Below are 20890 nucleotides of genomic sequence, written 5' to 3'. Positions count from 1 at the left end.
CAGTATAAGCGGAAAAATGCTCGCAATTTTGTTTGATAATGGCTTTTTCTAGGGATTTCCGGGACTATGTGCTCATAATTTCTCAGAACGCCAGCTATGATTAGGAAGAACTATCTACTATGTCATAGTGTCTTGTCCATCACTACGCTCTTCAGGAGTCCAATGTCGTACTTATTTCAGCTTTTTGCTGACAACCAAGTGCTGCTGCTCTTCTTCCTTGTAGGAAGCGGCACAATTTTGTCCAAATTCCGCGTTCGTGGAGTTTCTCTAGGTGCTGCCGCCGTCCTCTTCCTTTCTATCGGAATCACGGCATGGGCATTGTACTCAGGCTACAAGATCGAAGTTGAACACGATCTTGGCGTGCTGGGTCTGGCGCTCTTCGCATTCGCGATCGGTATTTCATCCGGCCCGAACTTCTTTAACACACTCAAATCCTCAATCGTGCCTGTGTTGTTGATGCTCGCAACATTCGCCCTCGCTGGCGGTGCCGCAGCACTCGTGGGCCGCGCACTAGGCATGGACTGGGCATTGATCGCCGGTACCTTCGCTGGTGCAACCACTAACACCCCGGCCCTGTCGGCTGCTGGTGCAGCATCCGGAAACCCTGCACTGGCAACTGTTGGTTACGCAATCGCTTACCTCTTCGGTGTTATCGGCATGCTCGGCTTCTCGGCTCTCGCACTCTCACGCCGTAGCGCCGATCAGGATAAGCCTTCTCCTATCTGCAACCGCACTATCCGTGTGGAACGTGAAGATCAGCCAACTGTTGCATCGTTGCGTGAAATCATTGGCGGAACCCTTCACTTCTCCCGTATTCGCCGTGGCGAAACTGGCCCCATCTGGTTGCCAGCCGATACAGATGTTCTAGAAAAGGACGATCTAGTTACCGTTATCGGCACTGTTGCCGAAGTTGATCAGGCTATCAAGCTGGTTGGCCACGGTTCCAGCCACTCGTTGATCGCCAATCGCCGTTACCTCGATTTCCGCCGTATCACGATTTCAAACTCTGCTATTGCCGGCCGTAAGATCGGCGAATTGGATGTGGAGGAAAAGTTCGGCGGCACAATTTCCCGTATTCGCCGTGGCGATACGGATATGGCCGCAAGTTCCACCATCCGCCTCCAGCTTGGTGATCGCGTTCGTGTTGTTGCGCCAACTCACTCCATGTCAAAGATTTCCAAGTACTTTGGCGATTCCTCACATGGTTTGACTGACATCAACCCAATCGCACTCGGCCTTGGTATGGCCCTTGGTATTATCATCGGCGAATGGAAGATCCTCACCCCTTCTGGCCTAACCTTCTCAATCGGTTCTGCAGCAGGCACCCTGATTGTTGGCTTGATTATGGGCCGTCTTGGCCGTATCGGCAAGTTCGTCACTACTCTCCCATTCACCACCTGCCAGGTACTTTCTGAACTCGGCTTGTTGATCTTCTTGGCCTACGCAGGAACGAAGGCCGGTTCACAGATTCTTGTTGCCTTTACAGGTGGTGCATGGCTACAGATCCTGCTGCTCGGCATGATGGTCACAGTGATTGTCGGTGGCGGCTTCTACCTCTCTATGCGTCTGTTCACATCCACTGGCGGCACTCGCTTGGCTGGCGCTCTTGGTGGCATTCAGACTCAGCCAGCAGTCTTGGCCTTCGCAAATGATCGTACGTCGTTCGATCCACGCGTTGCTCTCGGCTACGCCATGGTTTACCCAGTAGCAATGGTGGCCAAGATTTTCGTTGGCCAAGTTCTCGGCTCATTCGGAGCAATGTAACCCCCTGTAAAAACATTGAGAATCCGGCACACCCTCGCCGCATATTGCAGGCTGTGCATTCCTATCAAAATGCAGGTACTAGAAGGACCGGGCTAGAAAAGCCCGGTCCTTCTAGCGTTCAAACCTCACACAGCATCTCGCACATCAGAACCAAGGGTATCTGGCAAGTGAGAGGTATCCATATCGTGGCGCCATCCGTTGTCCATCAACACTCGCGCGATCGCCAGGCCAAAGCCAATCGACATGATAACGAAGAATACCTCCGCAAACGTTGCGATCGCTCCTTGGAAATCCCCCTCATTTAAGGCAACCAGGCCCCGATAGAACGGAACACCCGGAATCATAATAACAACGGCAGGAACGGACAAAGATACACGCGAATGCGAAGTCTTCCATGCAATAAGTGTCGCAGCAATGCCAACAACAAGTGCGGCCAAGCCAACCCCTAGTTGCCACGGCAGGTGAAGATGGTTTTGCAACAGTAAACGGCCGGTGTTAGCAAAGGCCCCAGCCATGGCCGCAGCAGCACACACTTTCCACGGGGCGTTGAATAGCACGGCAAACCCATAGGCGGCAACGAACGACGTGAGGATCCGAAGAAGTGTCATGGTCCAGAATGGGAGCGGCACAACAACAGATGCCTCAACATGCCAATCCAAAGCATGCACAACGATCCACACGGAGAATCCGGCAGACCCAATCACCATCAAGCAGTATGAGAACCGGGCCAGTGCCGATTGTACATCGTTACGCACAAAGTCCAACATGGCGGTAGTCAATGGGAAGCCAGGAATGAGATAAAGGATTGACGAGATCAGGCCAGATTCATACTGGCTCAGGTAGAGCAAACCACCGAAGCTACCAACTGCAAGGAGGGTAATGTATACAAGCGTGGAGGCAACAGCACACACGATCCAAATAAGGAAGTGCGCGATTCCGCGCCCCAACAACAGTTTACGAATAAGCTGCCCGATTCCTGCAGCGAAGAACACGGTTGTGCATTCCACGGCACGCCCGCCGTTGAGGAAGCAGAATCCAGCACAGGCGATTGCGGAGGCCAGCACGGTTGTCCAGAGCCCGTAGTGCCGATCGCGTGCGGTTGTTTCTTTGAGAATCAGGCGCAGGTCAGCGGCGCTCATGCCTTCGCGAAGTTGCGAGACGCCTTGCATGATCCGATCCAGCTTTTCGGCGTTCACGCCCACGCGGCGTTGTTCTGCGAAGCTGGTGTAGGATTCTTTTCCATTCCATGCGGTTGCGGTGATGTCTGTCATGGACACGGCCGAATCGAGCCGCGTCAGTCCGATTGCTTTCGCGGCGCGTGCCATGGCGGCTTTCACGCGGTAGGCCCCAGCGCCACAGGCTAGGAGCATGGTTCCGAGCATGAGGATTGAGCGTAGTTTTTCGGCTATCGTTTCGGAGCTAGTGGCTGATTCTGTTGACTGATGGTCCATACTTCTCTCACAACTGCTTAAAAATGGTGGAATATGCGCGAACATTCTATTCCCGCATGTGAGAGATCTACCGGGCCGTAACGCCCAATTATGATTTTTGTCCCCGATCTGTATCTCACATTTTGGGGAGGGTTGCTACCCACATGTATGTCACGTATGGGATTTCTACGGTGTGGTGTTCCTCGTATCCTAATTTTTCGTGGAGGTACCAGCGCAGATTTGCTTGCATTCGCTCTTGGTTCGCGGGTGTGGAGGTAATCCAGGAGGATCGCGTTGTGCCGAGTTTGCATACGTTGCGTGGGGTGAGGTGATCTTGCCACACGTTCACGGTGAGTTGTGGGGTGGAAAATTTTTCGACGACGACGGGCGTATCGGTTACTCTGTGCACGTCTCCTGATCTCATGATTCTAGTCAATCGTTTGACCCAGGGGATGGAGACATCCATCTGGTTGAACAAGATCACGAGCTTGCCTCCTGGTTTGAGGATTCGGGCCGCTTCGGCACTTGCCGCACGAGGATCTACCCAATGCCAGCTTTGAGCGTAAAACACCACGTCACACGAGTTATCTGGAAGGGTAGTGTGTTCTCCTGTGGCATCAATAATCCGAACGATGTCCAAGATCCGATTGGTGAGCTGCTCGCGCATATCTGGGCTTGGTTCGATCGCCCACACGCTCCCCTTAAGCCCCACAATTTCCGGCAGCATCGTCGTCAATTTCCCTGTGCCTGCCCCGATGTCCGCAACGCAAGGCGCCCCATCGACGTCGTCAAATAGGGGCTCAAGTAACGTACGTGAATAACCGGGCCGCACGTCAACGTACGTGGCTGCGCTCGTGCCGGCGTTGTGAAACGGATTCGCTAGGGAAGTCATACCTATTATTGTGAAACAAAGCGGGGAAAATATCTCGAACTAAAGAAAACTTGACCAATCTAACCACTCGCAACGCTCGATAGGCGCGCAACTCCCGTAAAATGGAACATAGGTGAGCCGGGAAGTCTGGTCGGCACGTTTAAAATAACCAACCGGAAAAGAGGCACCGTGACTCAACGCCCCACTGCTCTCCGTCATGTTCTTTCGTACGGAAGCTATGCAGAACACTTGCGTATCGGAAAAATCCTACGCCGCGAAACCACGGGCGGAATCGCCCTCATGATTGCCGCGCTTGTTGCGATCATCTGGGCAAACTCACCGTGGGCAGAATCGTACACTGCGCTGCGCGATATGAAACTTGGGATCGATGCGCTCCACCTCCAGCTGTCAGTTGGGCACTGGGCGGCAGATGGTCTGCTGGCAATTTTCTTCTTCCTGGTGGGGCTCGAACTCAAACAGGAATTCGTGGCGGGCGATCTGCGCTCCCCAAGCCGCGCCGTTGTTCCCGTAGTGGCGGCGGTGGGCGGCGTGGTTGTGCCTGCGCTCATTTACGCGTTCTTCAACTGGAATTCTCCTGAAACGTTGCAAGGTTGGGCGATTCCAACCGCTACGGACATCGCGTTCGCTGTGGCTGTGCTGGCCATTATAGGATCACATTTACCTAGCCCGTTGCGGTTGTTCTTGCTGACGTTGGCTGTAGTTGACGATTTGATCGCTATTACTATCATCGCCATCTTCTATACCGGCGAGATCCACGGCACCTACTTTGCGCTCTTCCTGATCCCTGCTGCGATTTTCGGGGTGCTCGTGCAGCGCTTCCACGTGTTCTGGGTGAAACATCGCTGGGCGTCCTGGTTTATCCTCTTCCCTATCGCCGCTGTGGCCTGGTACTTCCTTCACGAAGCCGGCATCCACGCTACGATCGCTGGTGTTGTGTTGGGCTTCCTTGTGCCTGTGGCATTCAAGCATGAGGGGGCACAAGAGGCTCTCTCGGAGCATCGGCCGGATGTGCATGGCCACGGCGATCACGCTCCGGGGCTTATTTCGATGTTTGAACATGGGATCCGGCCAATTTCGTCTGGGTTCGCCGTTCCGGTGTTCGCGTTCTTCTCTGCGGGCGTGACTGTTGGGGGTTGGGACGGATTCGTGGCGTCTCTTTCTTCGCCAGTTGCTCTTGGCATCTTGGCCGGGCTGATCATTGGCAAGCCGTTGGGTATTGTGGCGTCTACGTTCGTTTTAACGAAGCTGACCCGCGCTAAGCTCGATGACTCTATCGCGTGGGCCGATATGATCGGTGTGGGCTTCTTGGCAGGGATCGGTTTCACTGTGTCGTTGCTGGTTGGCGAACTCTCCTTCGGTTTGGGTGATGCCAATAATGACGCTGCCAAAGTGGGTATCCTGCTGGCGTCGGTGCTGGCTGCGCTGATCGCTGCACTCATTCTTGTTCCGCGCAACAACCGTTACCGCAGGATCGAAGAAGCAGAGCACGCAGACGCCGATGCGAACGGTATTCCGGATGCTTTCGAGCGCGCCAACAAGGAGCTTGCCTAGCTCTTAAGCCAACGCAACGAACTCAATCGGAACCCACGTGCTGCTCCACTGGCCTGCGTGTTCCACCGACTCACGCTGCTCCACCCAACCCCGCGCTGCTCCACAACGCAGGGAGGCCGTATCTTGCGATACGGCCTCACTTGTTACTAAACACAGATGCTAGCGATAATTTATCGGTATAAAACCGAATCCGCGTTAGTACTATCTCCACGGATCGCGGTGTAAAGGATCTGGAACAGGCGAATCAAGCCGAAAGCAAGAATAATATGTCCAAAGCCAGCGATGCCTGAGAATGCTGGAATCCATTCTTCCGGGCCATATACGATATTCACAACTCCCTGAGTGAACATCGCTGCTGTTGTCCATGCCAAGCCCACGTTATAGAGAATAAACCACATGTTAAAGCGCTTATCTTCGGAAAGATCAAAGAGCTTATTTAGTCCGATAAGAATCATGAAGAAAAGCGTGCCGAGCACGAGAGTATGAGTGTGAATCCGGCTCAGTTGGGTATCCCCCACATAGGCGTATGCGCGAGTGAACTCACGATAGAAGACTCCAGAGATAAGCCCGACCGCCAAATATGATGCCGCTGCAATAAATAATTTCCGCATGCCTTCACTGTAGCCTATTTTTAACCATTTAGAGACGAAATACCCCTTGCGACGTCTCTATCTTCAATATTTACACCATAAAACATCGGATTAGCTCAGGCCCGCGGCATGCCGGGCCGAAAATACGCACCTCTAGGCCAACCTCTAGACCAAAATTCACCGCTTCTAGACCGGTGCGATGTCTAAATAGGCGGGAGATTGCACGGGAGTGCTGTATATGGCTCTCTTGTCGTCTGTGGCGCTTTTTGATGACATATGGTGATTGTTGTAGTGTTTTACGCTGTTTGATAACTACTGTGTCGTTTTTAGCGTGTTGTTGGTGTGGGTTATATATAGATTTAGCCCACGTGTGTGGGCTTGGTGTTGTTGTGTTGTGGGGTGTGTTTGAGGGGCTGACCGGTGTGTTGGTTAGCCCCTCGATGGTGTGGTGACGGCGGTGTCCTACTCTCCCACACTCTCTCGGGTGCAGTACCATCGGCGCTGGTAGGCTTAGCTTCCGGGTTCGGGATGGGTCCGGGCGTTTCCCTACCGCTGTGACCACCGTCAAAACGGTTGGATGAATAGTTTCTGTGGTTGGTTTGGGGGTTGGGAGTTGTATAGTGGACGCGTGCGTGTTTGTTACGTGTTTTTGTAGGTGGTTGGCCATTAGTACCAGTCAGCTTCACCCGTTACCGGGCTTCTACGTCTGGCCTATCAACCCTATGGTCTGTAGGGGGCCTTCCGATCGTTAGGATCGTGGAAACCTTATCTTAAAGCAGGCTTCCCGCTTAGATGCTTTCAGCGGTTATCCCTTCCGAACGTAGCTAACCAGCGATGCTCCTGGCGGAACAACTGGCACACCAGTGGTTCGTCCGTCCCGGTCCTCTCGTACTAGGGACAGCCCTTTTCAAGTTTCCTGCGCGCGCAGCGGATAGGGACCGAACTGTCTCACGACGTTCTGAACCCAGCTCGCGTGCCGCTTTAATGGGCGAACAGCCCAACCCTTGGGACCTACTCCAGCCCCAGGATGCGACGAGCCGACATCGAGGTGCCAAACCATGCCGTCGATATGAACTCTTGGGCAGGATCAGCCTGTTATCCCCGGGGTACCTTTTATCCGTTGAGCGACGGCGCTTCCACAAGCTACCGCCGGATCACTAGTTCCTACTTTCGTACCTGCTCGACCTGTCGGTCTCACAGTCAAGCTCCCTTGTGCACTTACACTCGATACCTGATTGCCAACCAGGCTGAGGGAACCTTTGAGCGCCTCCGTTACCATTTAGGAGGCAACCGCCCCAGTTAAACTACCCACCAGGCACTGTTCCTGAACCAGGTTATGGTCCGAGGTTAGACATCCAGTACGACCAGAGTGGTATTTCAACAATGACTCGATACCAACTGGCGTTGGTATTTCATAGTCTCCCACCTATCCTACACAAGCCGTACCGAACACCAATACCAAGCTATAGTAAAGGTCCCGGGGTCTTTCCGTCCTGCTGCGCGTAACGAGCATCTTTACTCGTAATGCAATTTCACCGAGTTCGTGGTTGAGACAGCGGAGAAGTCGTTACGCCATTCGTGCAGGTCGGAACTTACCCGACAAGGAATTTCGCTACCTTAGGATGGTTATAGTTACCACCGCCGTTTACTGGGGCTTAAATTCACAGCGTCGAACCACGAGGGTTCTAACCGTTCCTCTTAACCTTCCAGCACCGGGCAGGCGTCAGTCCGTATACATCCACTTACGTGTTCGCACGGACCTATGTTTTTGATAAACAGTCGCTTCTCCCTGGTTTCTGCGGCCATTACCCCTAGCCCGTGAAGGGCTTCAGGGTTTTGGCCCCCCTTCTTCCGAAGTTACGGGGGCATTTTGCCGAGTTCCTTAACCACGATTCACTCGCTCGCCTTAGTATACTCTACTTGACTACCTGTGTCGGTTTAGGGTACGGGCGGCTAGAACCTCGCGTCGAGGCTTTTCTTGGCAGCACAGGATCACTCTGCTTCCCCACTAGTGTGGGTCATCATCCAGCCTCACCCCTTGATGTTCCCCGGATTTGCCTGGGGAACGGGCTGCGCTGTTAAACGTGGCAAGCCATTAGCCACGCGGAGCTACCACTCTGCGTCACCCCTGTTAACACGCTTGTCTACTACAAGATCAGGTCCCACGCTCCCCGATACCATCACGCCCGAAGACGTGGATGGATGGTTTGGGTGGTTAGTATCCCTTGGTTCGACAGGGACGGTTCTTCGCCGGTACCAGAATATCAACTGGTTGACCATCGACTACGCCTGTCGGCCTCGCCTTAGGACCCGACTAACCCAGGGCGGACGAACCTGGCCCTGGAACCCTTAGTCATTCGGCGGACGGGATTCTCACCCGTCATTCGCTACTCATGCCTGCATTCTCACTCGTACGAAATCCACAACCAATTACTTGTGCTGCTTCACCTCACGTACGACGCTCCCCTACCCAACAAACAAAGTGTTTATTGCCGCGGTTTCGGCGGTGTACTTAGCCCCGCTACATTGTCGGCGCAGAATCACTTGACCAGTGAGCTATTACGCACTCTTTCAAGGGTGGCTGCTTCTAAGCCAACCTCCTGGTTGTCACAGCAACTCCACATCCTTTCCCACTTAGCACACGCTTAGGGGCCTTAACCGGCGGTCTGGGCTGTTTCCCTCTCGACTACGAAGCTTATCCCCCGCAGTCTCACTGCCGTGCTCTGACTTACCGGCATTCGGAGTTTGGCTGACGTCAGTACCCCGATAAGGGCCATCGGCCATCCAGTCGCTCTACCTCCGGTAAGAAACACACGACGCTGCACCTAAATGCATTTCGGGGAGAACCAGCTATCACGGAGTTTGATTGGCCTTTCACCCCTACCCACAGGTCATCCCCTCCATTTTCAACTGAAGTGGGTTCGGTCCTCCACACGCTCTTACACGTGCTTCAACCTGCCCATGGGTAGATCACCCCGCTTCGGGTCTAGAACATGCAACTCACACGCTTTTTAAAACTCGCTTTCGCTACGGCTTCCCCACACGGGTTAACCTCGCTACATGCCACTAACTCGCAGGCTCATTCTTCAAAAGGCACGCCATCACCCCTACCAAGGAGGCTCTGACGGATTGTAAGCGTCCGGTTTCAGGTACTATTTCACTCCCCTCCCGGGGTACTTTTCACCATTCCCTCACGGTACTTATCCACTATCGGTCACACAGAGTATTTAGGCTTACACAGTGGTCTGTGCAGATTCACACGGGATTTCACGGGCCCCGTGCTACTTGGGCACCACATAAAGCAGGCAGGCATGTTCCAACTACCGGACTCTCACCGTCTACGGTCCAGCTTCCCAACTGATTCGTCTACACACCATACATTTATCACTACCCGACCCAGTATCGGCTGGATCAAACATGGCCCCACAACACCACACGCGCAACGCCCGACAGCTATCACACACGCATGGTTTGGCCTCATCCGCTTTCGCTCGCCACTACTCACAGAATATCTTTTCCTGCGGGTACTAAGATGTTTCACTTCCCCGCGTTACCCCCACACACCCTATACATTCAGGTGCGGGTAACCAGAAATAACTCTGGCCAGGTTCCCCCATTCGGACACCCCCGGATCACAGCTCGTTTGCCAACTCCCCGAGGCTTATCGCAGGCTACAACGTCCTTCATCGGCTCTGCATGCCAAGGCATCCACCGAACGCTCTTGAACACTTACAAAAAACCAAAGATGCTCGCGTCCACTATACAATTCTCAACCACCACACCAACACCACACCCACACGCCACAACAACCGTCGCAACACGCAAGCACAGGCAGCACAGGATCTATTATCCCACACCCCAACAGCATGCCAACCCTCATACGATAAACCACTAAAAACCACTACCCAACCACCAGGCTAGGCACCACACAACAATAAACACAATAACGCGTGGTACGTGACTCCTTAGAAAGGAGGTGATCCAGCCGCACCTTCCGGTACGGCTACCTTGTTACGACTTCGTCCCAATCGCCAATCCCACCTTCGACCGCTCCCCCTCAAACGAGTTAGGCCACGGGCTTCGGGTGTTACCAACTTTCGTGACGTGACGGGCGGTGTGTACAAGGCCCGGGAACGTATTCACCGCAGCGTTGCTGATCTGCGATTACTAGCGACTCCGACTTCATGGGGTCGAGTTGCAGACCCCAATCCGAACTGAGACTGGCTTTAAGGGATTCGCTCACCCTCACAAGCTCGCAACCCTCTGTACCAGCCATTGTAGCATGCGTGAAGCCCAAGACATAAGGGGCATGATGATTTGACGTCATCCCCACCTTCCTCCGAGTTAACCCCGGCAGTCTCTCGTGAGTCCCCACCATAACGTGCTGGCAACACAAGACAAGGGTTGCGCTCGTTGCGGGACTTAACCCAACATCTCACGACACGAGCTGACGACAACCATGCACCACCTGTACACCAGTCCGAAGACTCACACATCTCTGCATAATCCCGGTGTATGTCAAGCCTTGGTAAGGTTCTTCGCGTTGCATCGAATTAATCCGCATGCTCCGCCGCTTGTGCGGGCCCCCGTCAATTCCTTTGAGTTTTAGCCTTGCGGCCGTACTCCCCAGGCGGGGCACTTAATGCGTTAGCTACGGTACAGAACCCATGGAAAAGGCCCCACACCTAGTGCCCAACGTTTACGGCATGGACTACCAGGGTATCTAATCCTGTTCGCTCCCCATGCTTTCGCTCCTCAGCGTCAGTAACGGCCCAGTAACCTGCCTTCGCCATCGGTGTTCCTCCTGATATCTGCGCATTCCACCGCTACACCAGGAATTCCAATTACCCCTACCGCACTCTAGCCTGCCCGTACCCACTGCAGCCCCGGAGTTAAGCCCCGGTCTTTCACAGCAGACGCGACAAACCGCCTACGAGCTCTTTACGCCCAATAATTCCGGACAACGCTCGCGCCCTACGTATTACCGCGGCTGCTGGCACGTAGTTAGCCGGCGCTTATTCAACACCTACCCTCAACTTTCGCCTTGTTCAGTGTTAAAAGGAGTTTACAACCCGAAAGCCTTCATCCCCCACGCGGCGTCGCTGCATCAGACTTCCGTCCATTGTGCAATATTCCCCACTGCTGCCTCCCGTAGGAGTCTGGGCCGTATCTCAGTCCCAATGTGGCCGGTCACCCTCTCAGGCCGGCTACCCGTCGACGCCTTGGTAGGCCATCACCCCACCAACAAGCTGATAGGCCGTGAGCCCATCCCCCACCAGAAAAAACCTTTCCAACCCCCACCATGCGGCAAGAGCAGAATATCTAGTATTAGACCTCGTTTCCAAGGCTTATCCCAAGAGAAAGGGGCAGGTTACTCACGTATTACTCACCCGTTCGCCACTAATCCAACCCCGCAAGCAGGAGCCTTCATCGTTCGACTTGCATGTGTTAAGCACGCCGCCAGCGTTCGTCCTGAGCCAGGATCAAACTCTCCAAACAAAAAACCAAACACCCACAAAAGGCATCCAATCAATACATCCGAAAAGCCCAACAGGCTCAACAAAAAAAGACAAACCAAAACTAGCTCATCCAAAAAACAGCATCAAACCAACCAGCAACAAAACCAGCCAGCCCAACACCAAAAAAATATCGTAAAAAAGCTGACACACTATTGAGATATCAAACAACACACCCACACCCAACAACCACCCACCACAAAAGCAGACAACCATCAAGAAGGCCAACATCACGAAGAAAACCATCCCGCAAGAACCGTTCCAGCCCCTCGCAACGAATAAATACTCTACCCACCCACACCCCACACCGTCAAACCAAACCAACGTAACCCCCATCACACACCCACAAAACCCCACCACACCAACAAAAAGTCCCCAATAATCAAAAACCCAGGAGGCTTTCGCCTCCTGGGTCAGGGCGATTCACCCTTGCCGGCAGTTACTTTTTAGATTCCCCAGCCAAAGGCCACCGGTTTAGGCGTCCTTTGCCAAAGATTGCTGGAATTCCTCCCGGATTGCCCGCGCAACCTGCTTGGCGGCAGTTGGATGGAAGACGCCTGGGATGATGAAGTTGGCATTCAGTTGTTCTGGCTGAACAGTTTCTGCGATCGCTTGAGCTGCCACCACGAGCATCCGATCGGTCACGTGTGTTGCGCGCACGTCTAGCATTCCACGGAAGATTCCTGGGAAGGCCAGAACGTTATTGATCTGATTTGGGTAATCGGAACGCCCGGTTGCCACGATGGCTGCGTGGGTGGCGGCTTCGATTGGGTCCACTTCTGGGGTTGGGTTGGCAAGTGCGAACACGATTGCGTCGTCGGCCATGGTTGCGATGTCCGCGCCGGTCAAGATATTTCCAGCTGACACACCGATAAACACGTCCGCACCCTTCAGTACGTGCGTGAGGTTGCCTTCGATTCCGCGTGGGTTCGTGTTTTGTGCGATCCAGTTTCGGTCTTCGCCACTTTCTTCGCGGAATGGGCCGAGTGCCCCGTTGCGTCCCACGCCGATGATGTCACGGGCGCCTTGGCTTTGTAGCAAACGGATGATTGCGTTTCCTGCCGCACCCACGCCCGATACCACGATTCGGATGTCTTCGATCTTTTTGTCCACAACCTTCAGTGCGTTGATAAGGGCTGCGAGGACGACGACGGCGGTGCCATGTTGATCGTCATGGAAAACAGGAATATCGAGTTCGGCACGTAGACGGCGTTCGATTTCAAAGCAGCGCGGTGCAGATATGTCTTCCAAATTGATGCCACCGAAGCCTGGCGAGATCGCCTTGACGATCTTGACGATTTCTTCCGTATCAGTAGTATCCAAGCAGATTGGCCATGCATCGACGTCACCAAACTTCTTAAACAGCGCGGCCTTACCTTCCATGACTGGCATGGCGGCCTTCGCGCCGACGTCACCCAAACCGAGCACGGCCGTACCGTCAGATACCACAGCCACAGTATTACGCTTCACTGTCAACTTACGGGCCAACTTCGGATCCTTAGCAATCAAGGTACAGATCCGTGCCACACCCGGCGTGTAAATCCGCGCCAAATCCTGGCGCGTATTCAGTGGCCGCTTCAACGCGATCTCAATCTTGCCACCCAAATGCGCCTGCACGGTGGAATCGTGAATACCCAACACGTGAACGCCATCTAGCATCTCCAGCTTGGCAGCGATCTGTTCTGCGTGTTCGATATCGTCAACCTTCGCAGTCACATCGGTAAGCAGATTCGATTCATCAGATTCGACCATGTCAACACCGGTCACGATCGCACCGAAATCAGCGAATTCCTTCACTAATGTTGCCGTTGCTCGCGGATCGAACGGAAGCGCGATACGCAACGTCACGTTATAACTTGGCAATGCTTTGGACATTTTTCTCCTTCAATAGCCACAAAATTTAGGTGCGGAAAGCAAAACGCAGGGCCGTTCCGACCCTGCGTTTTTAAGCACATCAGGCCTGTACTCGCTCCATAATAAGTTCTCGAACGCGAGCCGCGTCAGCCTTGCCATGAGTTGCCTTCATAACAGCACCCACAATCGCACCGGCTGCCTGCACCTTACCGCCCCGGATCTTTTCAACAACATCCGGATTAGCTGCCAAGGCGTCATCAACGGCTGCGTTGAGCGCAGCGTCGTCGTTCACAACTTCCAAACCACGCGCGGCCACAACCTCAGTTGGCGAACCTTCCCCAGCCAAAACTCCCGCAAGCGCCTGGCGCGCAAGCTTGTCTGTCAGCTTGCCCGATTCAACCAGGGAATCAAGTTCCGCAACCTGTTCAGACGTTACTGGAACCGAGGCCAACTCCACTTCGTTATCTTTAGCGAAACGGGCCAATTCGCCCATCCACCACTTACGCGCGCCAGCAGACGTAGCGCCCGCCTTCACCGAATCTTCAATCAGACCAAGAGCACCCGCATTCACGATATCGCGCATTTCGGTAGCAGAAACGCCCCACTCAGCCAACAGACGGCGGCGCTTATCTGCAGGCAATTCTGGCAACGACGCCCGCAGTTCCTCAACCCAGTCACGCGGCGGCGCCAACGGCACCAAATCTGGTTCAGGGAAGTAGCGGTAATCGTCCGCGTCAGACTTCGGACGCCCAGGAAGGGTTGTACCATCCAGCTCCTGGAAGTGGCGTGTTTCCTGAAGAATCGAACCGCCAGCATCCAAAATTGCAGCCTGGCGGCACATTTCGAACTCCACTGCCGACGCGATCGACCGGAACGAATTCACGTTCTTCGTTTCGGTACGGGTGCCAAGTGGGGATTCTGGGGTCTTGCGTAACGAGACGTTGATATCCGCACGCACGTTCCCGCGTTCCATGCGAGCTTCAGACACACCGATTGCGCGAGCGATATCGCGGATAGTCTGAACGTACTTCGCAGCGACTTCTGGAGCACGATCACCACAGCCTTCAATTGGGCGGGTAACGATTTCTACCAGCGGCACGCCCGCACGGTTGTAGTCAACCAGCGAATGATCGGCGCCGTGGATACGGCCTTCGCCACCAATGTGGGTGTTCTTGCCGGCATCCTCTTCCACGTGGGCACGCTCAATGTTCACTCGGAATACTGCGCCATCATCAAGTTCCACATCCAGGTAACCATCGAACGCAAGTGGTTCGTCTGATTGGGAGGTTTGGAAGTTCTTCGCCAAATCTGGGTAGAAGTAGTTCTTGCGAGCAAAACGGCACGATTCCGCGATCTGGCAGTTGAGCGCGAGGCCCAGCTTGATCGCGTATTCGATAGCCTTCTTGTTCACCACTGGCAACGATCCTGGCAAGCCCAGCGATACTGGGGTGACGAACGTGTTTGGTTCACCGCCGAACGCGTTTGGCGCGCCGTCAAACATTTTAGTTTTTGTGGACAGTTCCACATGAACTTCGATGCCCAGTACTGGATCGAAATTAGCGACGACGTCCGAGTAGTCCATCAATTCAGTCATTATTCTTAATCCTCCCACATTGCCATATCTGGACGCGATGCGGCCGGATCGGCCACCTTTTCAACCATCGCAGCCGCCTTGTACATCCGAGCATCTTCAAACGTTGGCGCCATAATCTGGGCGCTAACTGGCAGACCGTCAGACAGGCCGATCGGAACGGTCATTGCTGGGGCGCCCGCAAGGTTGGCAGGAATCGTAGTCATATCGTTCTTGTACATTGCCATCGGATCATCAAGCTTTTCACCGAATTTGAACGCTACAGTTGGCGTTGCTGGGGTGAGCAGCACATCAACCTGTTCATAGGCAGCGGCCAGATCGCGCTGGACTAGTGTACGTACGCGCTGTGCCGAACCATAGTAGGCATCGTATGTACCTGCGGAGAGCGCGTAGGTACCGAGGATGATACGGCGCTTCACTTCGGTGCCGAAGCCGGCTTCGCGGGTAGCGGCCATCATCGTTTCCGAGGTGAGGGCACCTTCCGTTGGTTCTACGCGGTTTCCGAAGCGGACCCCATCGTAGCGGGCCAGGTTGGATGACATTTCTGCCGGCATAATCAGATAGTAGGCGGCCATCGCATAATCAAAAGATGGGCAGGAAACTTCAACGAACTGTGCACCCGCAGCCTTGAGTTTATCTACTATCGCGTGGAACGCATCCAACACGCCTGCAGCGAATCCATCACCATCGAGTTCTTTCACGATGCCGAAGGTAACACCGGATAGATCGCCGAGTTCTGCACCTTCTGCGGCGGCAGCAACCAGGTTGGAGAAATCGTTAGTCAGCGAGGTGGAATCGAATGGATCGTGCTTGCTGATGATCTCCTGCAACGCGGCAGCATCGCGAACATCGCGAGCCACTGGGCCCACCTGATCCAATGATGATGCCATAGCAATAATGCCGTAACGGGACACGGCGCCGTAGGTTGGCTTGGTGCCAACCGTGCCAGTCATTGCGCCTGGCTGACGGATCGAACCACCGGTATCGGAGCCGAGCGCCCATGGGGCCAAGTAACCTGAAACAGCAGCCGCGGAACCACCGCCGGAACCACCAGGGATCAAGTTATGACCCCATGGGTTTTGGGTTGGACCAAATGCGGAGTGTTCAGTGGACGATCCCATAGCGAATTCATCCATGTTAGTGTGTCCAAGAATTGGCAGGCGCGCTTCTTTGAGCAGGCGAACAACGGTGGCATCGTATGGTGGCTTCCAACCATCGAGCATCTTAGACGCTGCAGTTGTTGGAATGCCACGCTGGCACATGTTGTCCTTCAATGCCACTGGCACACCAGCAAAGAACGGGAGTTCCTTGCCGGCGGCACGATCGGCATCAACAGCCTGAGCTTCTGCCAGTGCGCCGTCACGATCTACAGCCAAGTACACGTTCATCTTCGGGTTCAAGGCATCGATACGATCCAGGAACATGGTGGTGATCTCTACGGAAGTCACATTCCCGGCCTGCAATAATTCTGCAAGCTCCCACGCGGTTTTCTTATGCAAATCTGCCACGGTTTACTCCTCACCCAAGATTGCTGGAACACCAAACTTGCCATCTTCAGCGTGTGGTGCCATTGCCAAAACTTCATCACGATCGAGGCCTGGAACAACCTCATCTTCACGCCACACGTTAGTGAGCGGAATCGGATGGGATGTTGCTGGAATATCAGAGCTCACAACCTCTTTGAGACGTGAAACAGATTCGTTAATCACTTCGAGTTCAGCTGCGAACTGTTCAAGTTCATGATCTGTGAGAGAAATACGTGCGAGGTCAGCCAGCCGGGCTACCTCTTCCTTTGAAAATGTCGACATACTCTAATGGTATCTTCCCCTCCCCTCTTGTTGCGAAACGTGTCGTAAACTATAGCCATGTCTTTTTGGAAGAATCGCTCAACATCGTCAGCTAAACGGGTGCTGAAATACGCCGTACTTGCTGGTATTGGCGCCCAGATCGCATCGATCGGCGCGATCATTGCTGTTGATGCTCATCGCAAACGGCGTAATCCGCAAAGTGGCGAATTCCCGCATCTCCCGCCCCGGTCAGCGCGCGTCTCCGATTCGGAAGTGACAGTGTACACATTCGGCAATCATCTTTATGATGCGATGATTGAGGCAATCGATAACGCGAAAGATCGCGTCTACTTTGAGTCCTATATTATGAAGGCAGACGACGTCGGCTACCGCTTCCGCAACGCGCTAATTGCAGCGGCCATGCGTGGCGTTCAGGTGTTTATCATTTTAGATACGTTGGGAAACCTCAATCAGGATCCGAAATCGCGCCGTTTCCCGCCGCTCCCATCGTTGCATGTGATTCGTTTTCCTCTGCTACGCCCGTGGATTTTGACTGCGCGTTCTAAAGATTCTGGTTTCGATCATCGCAAGATTTTGGTGGTTGATGGTGAGGTTGGTTTTGTAGGGGGCTACAACATTGGCCGCTTGTATGCCGATCATTGGCGTGATACGCATATTCGCGTGGTGGGCCCGCGTTCGTGGGAGTTAGAGTGCGCGTTTATTGATATGTGGAATGTGTATCGCGCGTCTTATCATCCAGTTCTTCCGGATAATGCGGTGCGCAGTTGGGTATCCACATTCACGGTATCGCAAAATATTCCTGCTTACCGTTCGTATCCGATTCGTGCCACGTATTTGGATACGATCAACCGCGCGTCGAAGAACGTGTGGATCACGATGGGGTATTTTATTCCTGATTATGCGATTAAGGCATCGTTGATTAACGCAGCGAAGCGTGGGGTGGACGTACGGATTTTAATCCCTCAATATTCAAACCATATTATTGCGGATTGGGTTGGGCGCCCGCATTATTCAGAGTTGTTGGCTGCCGGGTGCCGGATTTTCTTGTATAAGGATGCGATGGTTCACGCGAAAACCATGACCGTGGATGGCATTTGGACCACGGTTGGCACCGCGAATTTGGATCGGTTATCGATGGCAGGAAACTATGAGGTAAACGCCGAAATTTTCGACGCCGATCTGGCCGCGATCATGGAAGAAACCTTTGAGTTGGATATGACTAACTGTGTGGAACTCACGCGGGAAGAGTGGGATTCGCGTACAGGTTTGGCCCGGTTGGCTGAGCGGCTGATGCGGCCGCTTGCTCCTTTTGTCTAAAAGGAGCAAGCGCGCGTAAGCGAGTCACATTCCAGCGAATCGCGCTTAGGCGAGTTCGCCTGATTCGAGTAGCTGTTGGAATTGGGCTTCGTTGAGTATTCGAATCCCGAGTTCTTCTGCCTTGGTGGCTTTCGATCCAGCGTTTTCGCCAACAACTACCAGATTCGTTTTCTTTGAAACGGATCCGGTGGCTTTTCCGCCGTGGGCTGCGATGGTTTCTTTGATTCCGTCACGGGTGAAGTGCTGGAGGGATCCGGTGGCCACGATTGTCAGGCCAGCAAGCGTTTGCGGCACGTCCGCATCACTTTCTTCTTTTTTGAAGGTGACGCCGGCGTCCTGCCACCGCTCCACGATCTGGCGGTGCCATTCTTCGCCGAACCAGGCTAGGAACGAGCTGGCGATGATTGGCCCCACGCCTTCTACCGCCGAAATATCCTCCAGACTAGCTTCCCGCATCGCGTCCAACGATCCGAACGTGTCCGCGAGCGCCTGTGACGCCACCGGCCCGACGTGCCGAATGTTGAGCGCCACGAGTTTACGCCACAGATCTTTGTGTTTGGCGCCTTCGAGTTCGTCAAGGATTTTGAGGAGAGTCTTTGAGGGGTGCGTTTCTTTGGAGATTTCGCGTGCGTCTCCAGTTCCTTTCCAGGTTGGTTTCGTCCAGGCTGCGCGAACGTACTTCCAGTTTCCGGTAGGTTCGCCGGCTTTCTTTTCGGCTTGCCAGATCCACACGTCACGGGCTTGGTCTGCAGTGAGGTGGAAGAGTTCCGCTTCGGTGGAGAGGATCGGGTGTTGTGGTTGCGGGATCCCTAGTTCGCGTTGGAGTTCTGGCGCAACGATGTGGTGGTGATCGAGGATCGCACCGTGTTTATCGACTATTCCGCGTTCGATACGCGCTTGTTCGCTTAAGTGGAGTTTGTGGGTTTTTCCAGCGTTATCTTCGACGATAAGCGCAGATCCGGTTGCAAATGCGGTGAGTGCGTCTGCCCTGTTTTTATCTGGGTTACACAGCCAGACTGCCGATTCGTCACCTAACGCTTCCACGTCCAGTGCCCCGCGGGATCCGATATGGACAACGCGTTGTGTCAGTTGGGCTGGGCACGATTTTTGGTTGGTACAGCGAAGATCGATATCACCTTCGGAGATGGCCGCGATTGGCGCACCGCAATCTGGGCAGTGCGTTGGCATCACGAATTCGACTTCGCTTCCGTCACGTTCCGATTCGATTGGCCCCACAACTTCCGGGATAATATCGCCGGCTTTTCGGATGACGACGACGTCCCCGATTCGCACTCCCTTACGTGCTACTTCGGTTGGGTTGTGTAAGGTTGCCTGGGAGACTGTTGATCCGTCCACAAACACGGGTTCCATCACCGCATACGGCGTGACGCGGCCTGTTCTTCCTACCTGCACCCGAATATCGAGCAGACGCGTTTGGACTTCAGTTGGCGGGAACTTGTAGGCCACCGCCCAGCGCGGTACACGAGTTGTATAGCCGAGCCGCTCTTGCGTGGCACGATCGTCAATCTTGATCGCTACGCCGTCGAACTCAAACGGAAGCGACGTACGGGCGTTCTGGAAGCGATCCAAAAAATCATTGATTTCTGCCAAACTCGAATGCGTTTCCGTCACGTTCGAGACGGGCAAACCCCACTCAATAAACATGGAATAGACGCCCTCTTGGCTAGAAAGAGAAGCACGCAAAACGTCGTCGGCACCGTCCAACGCACCCAAACCGTGCGCCAAAAAATCGAGCGAACGCAACGCCACCGAACCCGTATCTTCCTGACGCATCGTGCCCGACGCGGCGTTACGCGGATTCACGAACGGCTTCACGTGGGCTTCGCGACGCTTCGACGGAATCTCCGCAACCTGCTGATCAGACGGCAAACTTGCGTTCGCAGCCCGAATCGCGCGGTTCTGCGCGGCAATCTCACGGTTCGCCGCAGAAATACGTTCGTTACGTGCGTCAATCTGGGCGTTACGTGCATCCACGCTCGCGTTGTACTGCGTAAACGCAGCCACCGGGAAAAACACTTCCCCCCGAATCTCAACCAACTCAGGGATACGATCACCGCGCAACTGATCCGGAATCGACGCGATCATGCGAACGTTACGCGTCACGTCCTCCCCCGTCACGCCGTCGCCACGCGTGGCCGCACGCTCCAACCAACCGTTCCGATACGTCAGGTTTAACGCCAAACCATCAATCTTAACTTCGGTCGTGAACGAAACCCCATCAGGCAATTCCTTACTCACACCCGTAAACCATTCCGCCAACTCATCACGCGAAAACACATCCTGCAACGAATACATGCGCGAAATATGCGTCACAGACGGCAAACCGCCCCGTACAGGTTTCGCACCCACCTTCGTTGACGGCGAATCGGGGCTCCACAACTGAGGAAACTCCTCCTCCAACGCACGCAACTCACGCATCAACGCATCGTAGGTAGCATCCACCATCACCTGATCGCCAGTGGAATAATACGTTTCCTGCGCATCCAACAACTGCGGCGCCAATTCCTGCCAACGAACCTGAGCATCATCAAAATTATCTATAGCCACATGGCTCAT

12 protein-coding genes and 3 rRNA genes are annotated in these 20890 nt (G+C 54.1%); 3 read left to right on the top strand and 12 right to left on the bottom strand.

Annotation, left to right across the window (positions count from 1 at the left end; genetic code table 11):
* Nucleotides 1-162 precede the first annotated feature (162 nt).
* The gene (locus ARCH_RS02185; protein ID WP_013169679.1) at nt 163-1764 is read left to right on the top strand and encodes an aspartate:alanine exchanger family transporter; all 1602 of its coding nucleotides are present in this window, start codon (nt 163-165) and stop codon (nt 1762-1764) included.
* A 125-nt stretch (nt 1765-1889) separates the two neighbouring features.
* On the opposite strand, the gene ARCH_RS02180 is transcribed toward ARCH_RS02185, so the two are convergent.
* Nucleotides 1890-3215, bottom strand: coding sequence for a threonine/serine exporter family protein (locus ARCH_RS02180; protein WP_013169678.1), 1326 nt, complete (start codon nt 3213-3215; stop codon nt 1890-1892).
* 115 nt (nt 3216-3330) lie between these two features.
* Nucleotides 3331-4086, bottom strand: coding sequence for a class I SAM-dependent methyltransferase (locus ARCH_RS02175; protein ID WP_013169677.1), 756 nt, complete (start codon nt 4084-4086; stop codon nt 3331-3333).
* A gap of 168 nt (nt 4087-4254) precedes the next feature.
* Here ARCH_RS02175 and nhaA point away from each other — a divergent pair, with 168 nt between their 5' ends.
* Complete coding sequence (nhaA, locus tag ARCH_RS02170) at nt 4255-5637, top strand: Na+/H+ antiporter NhaA (RefSeq protein WP_013169676.1); 1383 nt, start codon at nt 4255-4257, stop codon at nt 5635-5637.
* A 170-nt stretch (nt 5638-5807) separates the two neighbouring features.
* Here nhaA and ARCH_RS02165 read toward each other — a convergent pair whose 3' ends face one another.
* From ARCH_RS02165 to gatC, 9 genes are all read right to left on the bottom strand, one after another.
* Nucleotides 5808-6248 carry a DUF2871 domain-containing protein gene (locus tag ARCH_RS02165; protein WP_013169675.1) on the bottom strand — a complete coding sequence of 147 codons (441 nt, stop codon included), beginning with the start codon at nt 6246-6248 and terminating at the stop codon, nt 5808-5810.
* A gap of 428 nt (nt 6249-6676) precedes the next feature.
* A 5S ribosomal RNA gene (rrf, locus tag ARCH_RS02160) occupies nt 6677-6793 on the bottom strand.
* 81 nt (nt 6794-6874) lie between these two features.
* A 23S ribosomal RNA gene (locus tag ARCH_RS02155) occupies nt 6875-9962 on the bottom strand.
* 234 nt (nt 9963-10196) lie between these two features.
* Nucleotides 10197-11726: ribosomal RNA gene (locus ARCH_RS02150) — 16S ribosomal RNA — on the bottom strand.
* The 16S, 23S and 5S rRNA genes sit together here, the layout of an rRNA operon.
* 86 nt (nt 11727-11812) lie before the next feature.
* Nucleotides 11813-12079: a hypothetical protein gene (locus ARCH_RS09845; protein ID WP_145961620.1), complete on the bottom strand. Its 267-nt coding sequence runs from the start codon at nt 12077-12079 to the stop codon at nt 11813-11815.
* 138 nt (nt 12080-12217) lie between these two features.
* Entirely contained in the window at nt 12218-13618 is a 1401-nt protein-coding gene (locus tag ARCH_RS02145) for an NAD-dependent malic enzyme (RefSeq protein WP_013169674.1), read from the bottom strand.
* Between the two features lie 79 nt (nt 13619-13697).
* Complete coding sequence (gene gatB, locus ARCH_RS02140) at nt 13698-15191, bottom strand: Asp-tRNA(Asn)/Glu-tRNA(Gln) amidotransferase subunit GatB (protein WP_013169673.1); 1494 nt, start codon at nt 15189-15191, stop codon at nt 13698-13700.
* Between the two features lie 5 nt (nt 15192-15196).
* Nucleotides 15197-16696 (bottom strand): Asp-tRNA(Asn)/Glu-tRNA(Gln) amidotransferase subunit GatA, encoded by a 1500-nt coding sequence (gene gatA / locus ARCH_RS02135; protein WP_013169672.1) that lies wholly within the window; start codon nt 16694-16696, stop codon nt 15197-15199.
* 3 nt (nt 16697-16699) lie between these two features.
* On the bottom strand, nt 16700-16996 hold the full coding sequence (gene gatC, locus ARCH_RS02130) for an Asp-tRNA(Asn)/Glu-tRNA(Gln) amidotransferase subunit GatC (protein ID WP_013169671.1): 297 nt from the start codon (nt 16994-16996) through the stop codon (nt 16700-16702).
* A gap of 57 nt (nt 16997-17053) precedes the next feature.
* Between gatC and ARCH_RS02125 the strand changes: the two genes are divergently transcribed.
* Nucleotides 17054-18313, top strand: coding sequence for a phospholipase D-like domain-containing protein (locus ARCH_RS02125; RefSeq protein ID WP_013169670.1), 1260 nt, complete (start codon nt 17054-17056; stop codon nt 18311-18313).
* Nucleotides 18314-18358: 45 nt separating this feature from the next.
* Here the strand turns inward: ARCH_RS02125 and ARCH_RS02120 are convergent, their stop codons facing one another.
* A complete protein-coding gene (locus tag ARCH_RS02120; protein WP_013169669.1) occupies nt 18359-20890 on the bottom strand; it encodes an NAD-dependent DNA ligase LigA in 2532 nt (843 codons plus the stop codon).

This window comes from Arcanobacterium haemolyticum DSM 20595, from assembly GCF_000092365.1.
GTDB lineage: Bacteria > Actinomycetota > Actinomycetes > Actinomycetales > Actinomycetaceae > Arcanobacterium > Arcanobacterium haemolyticum.
The sequence above is the reverse complement of the archived record's forward strand: the minus strand, read 5'-3'. Positions and strand labels throughout refer to the sequence as shown.

Coding starts and splice junctions, on each gene's coding strand:
- ARCH_RS02165 (WP_013169675.1), bottom strand. CDS start 6,248: ATGCGGAAATTATTTATTGCAGCGGCATCATATTTGGCGGTCGGGCTT.
- ARCH_RS02145 (WP_013169674.1), bottom strand. CDS start 13,618: ATGTCCAAAGCATTGCCAAGTTATAACGTGACGTTGCGTATCGCGCTT.
- ARCH_RS02185 (WP_013169679.1), top strand. CDS start 163: ATGTCGTACTTATTTCAGCTTTTTGCTGACAACCAAGTGCTGCTGCTC.
- ARCH_RS02180 (WP_013169678.1), bottom strand. CDS start 3,215: ATGGACCATCAGTCAACAGAATCAGCCACTAGCTCCGAAACGATAGCC.
- ARCH_RS02125 (WP_013169670.1), top strand. CDS start 17,054: ATGTCTTTTTGGAAGAATCGCTCAACATCGTCAGCTAAACGGGTGCTG.
- ARCH_RS02175 (WP_013169677.1), bottom strand. CDS start 4,086: ATGACTTCCCTAGCGAATCCGTTTCACAACGCCGGCACGAGCGCAGCC.
- gatC (WP_013169671.1), bottom strand. CDS start 16,996: ATGTCGACATTTTCAAAGGAAGAGGTAGCCCGGCTGGCTGACCTCGCA.
- gatB (WP_013169673.1), bottom strand. CDS start 15,191: ATGACTGAATTGATGGACTACTCGGACGTCGTCGCTAATTTCGATCCA.
- ARCH_RS09845 (WP_145961620.1), bottom strand. CDS start 12,079: ATGGGGGTTACGTTGGTTTGGTTTGACGGTGTGGGGTGTGGGTGGGTA.
- ARCH_RS02120 (WP_013169669.1), bottom strand. CDS start 20,890: ATGAGCCATGTGGCTATAGATAATTTTGATGATGCTCAGGTTCGTTGG.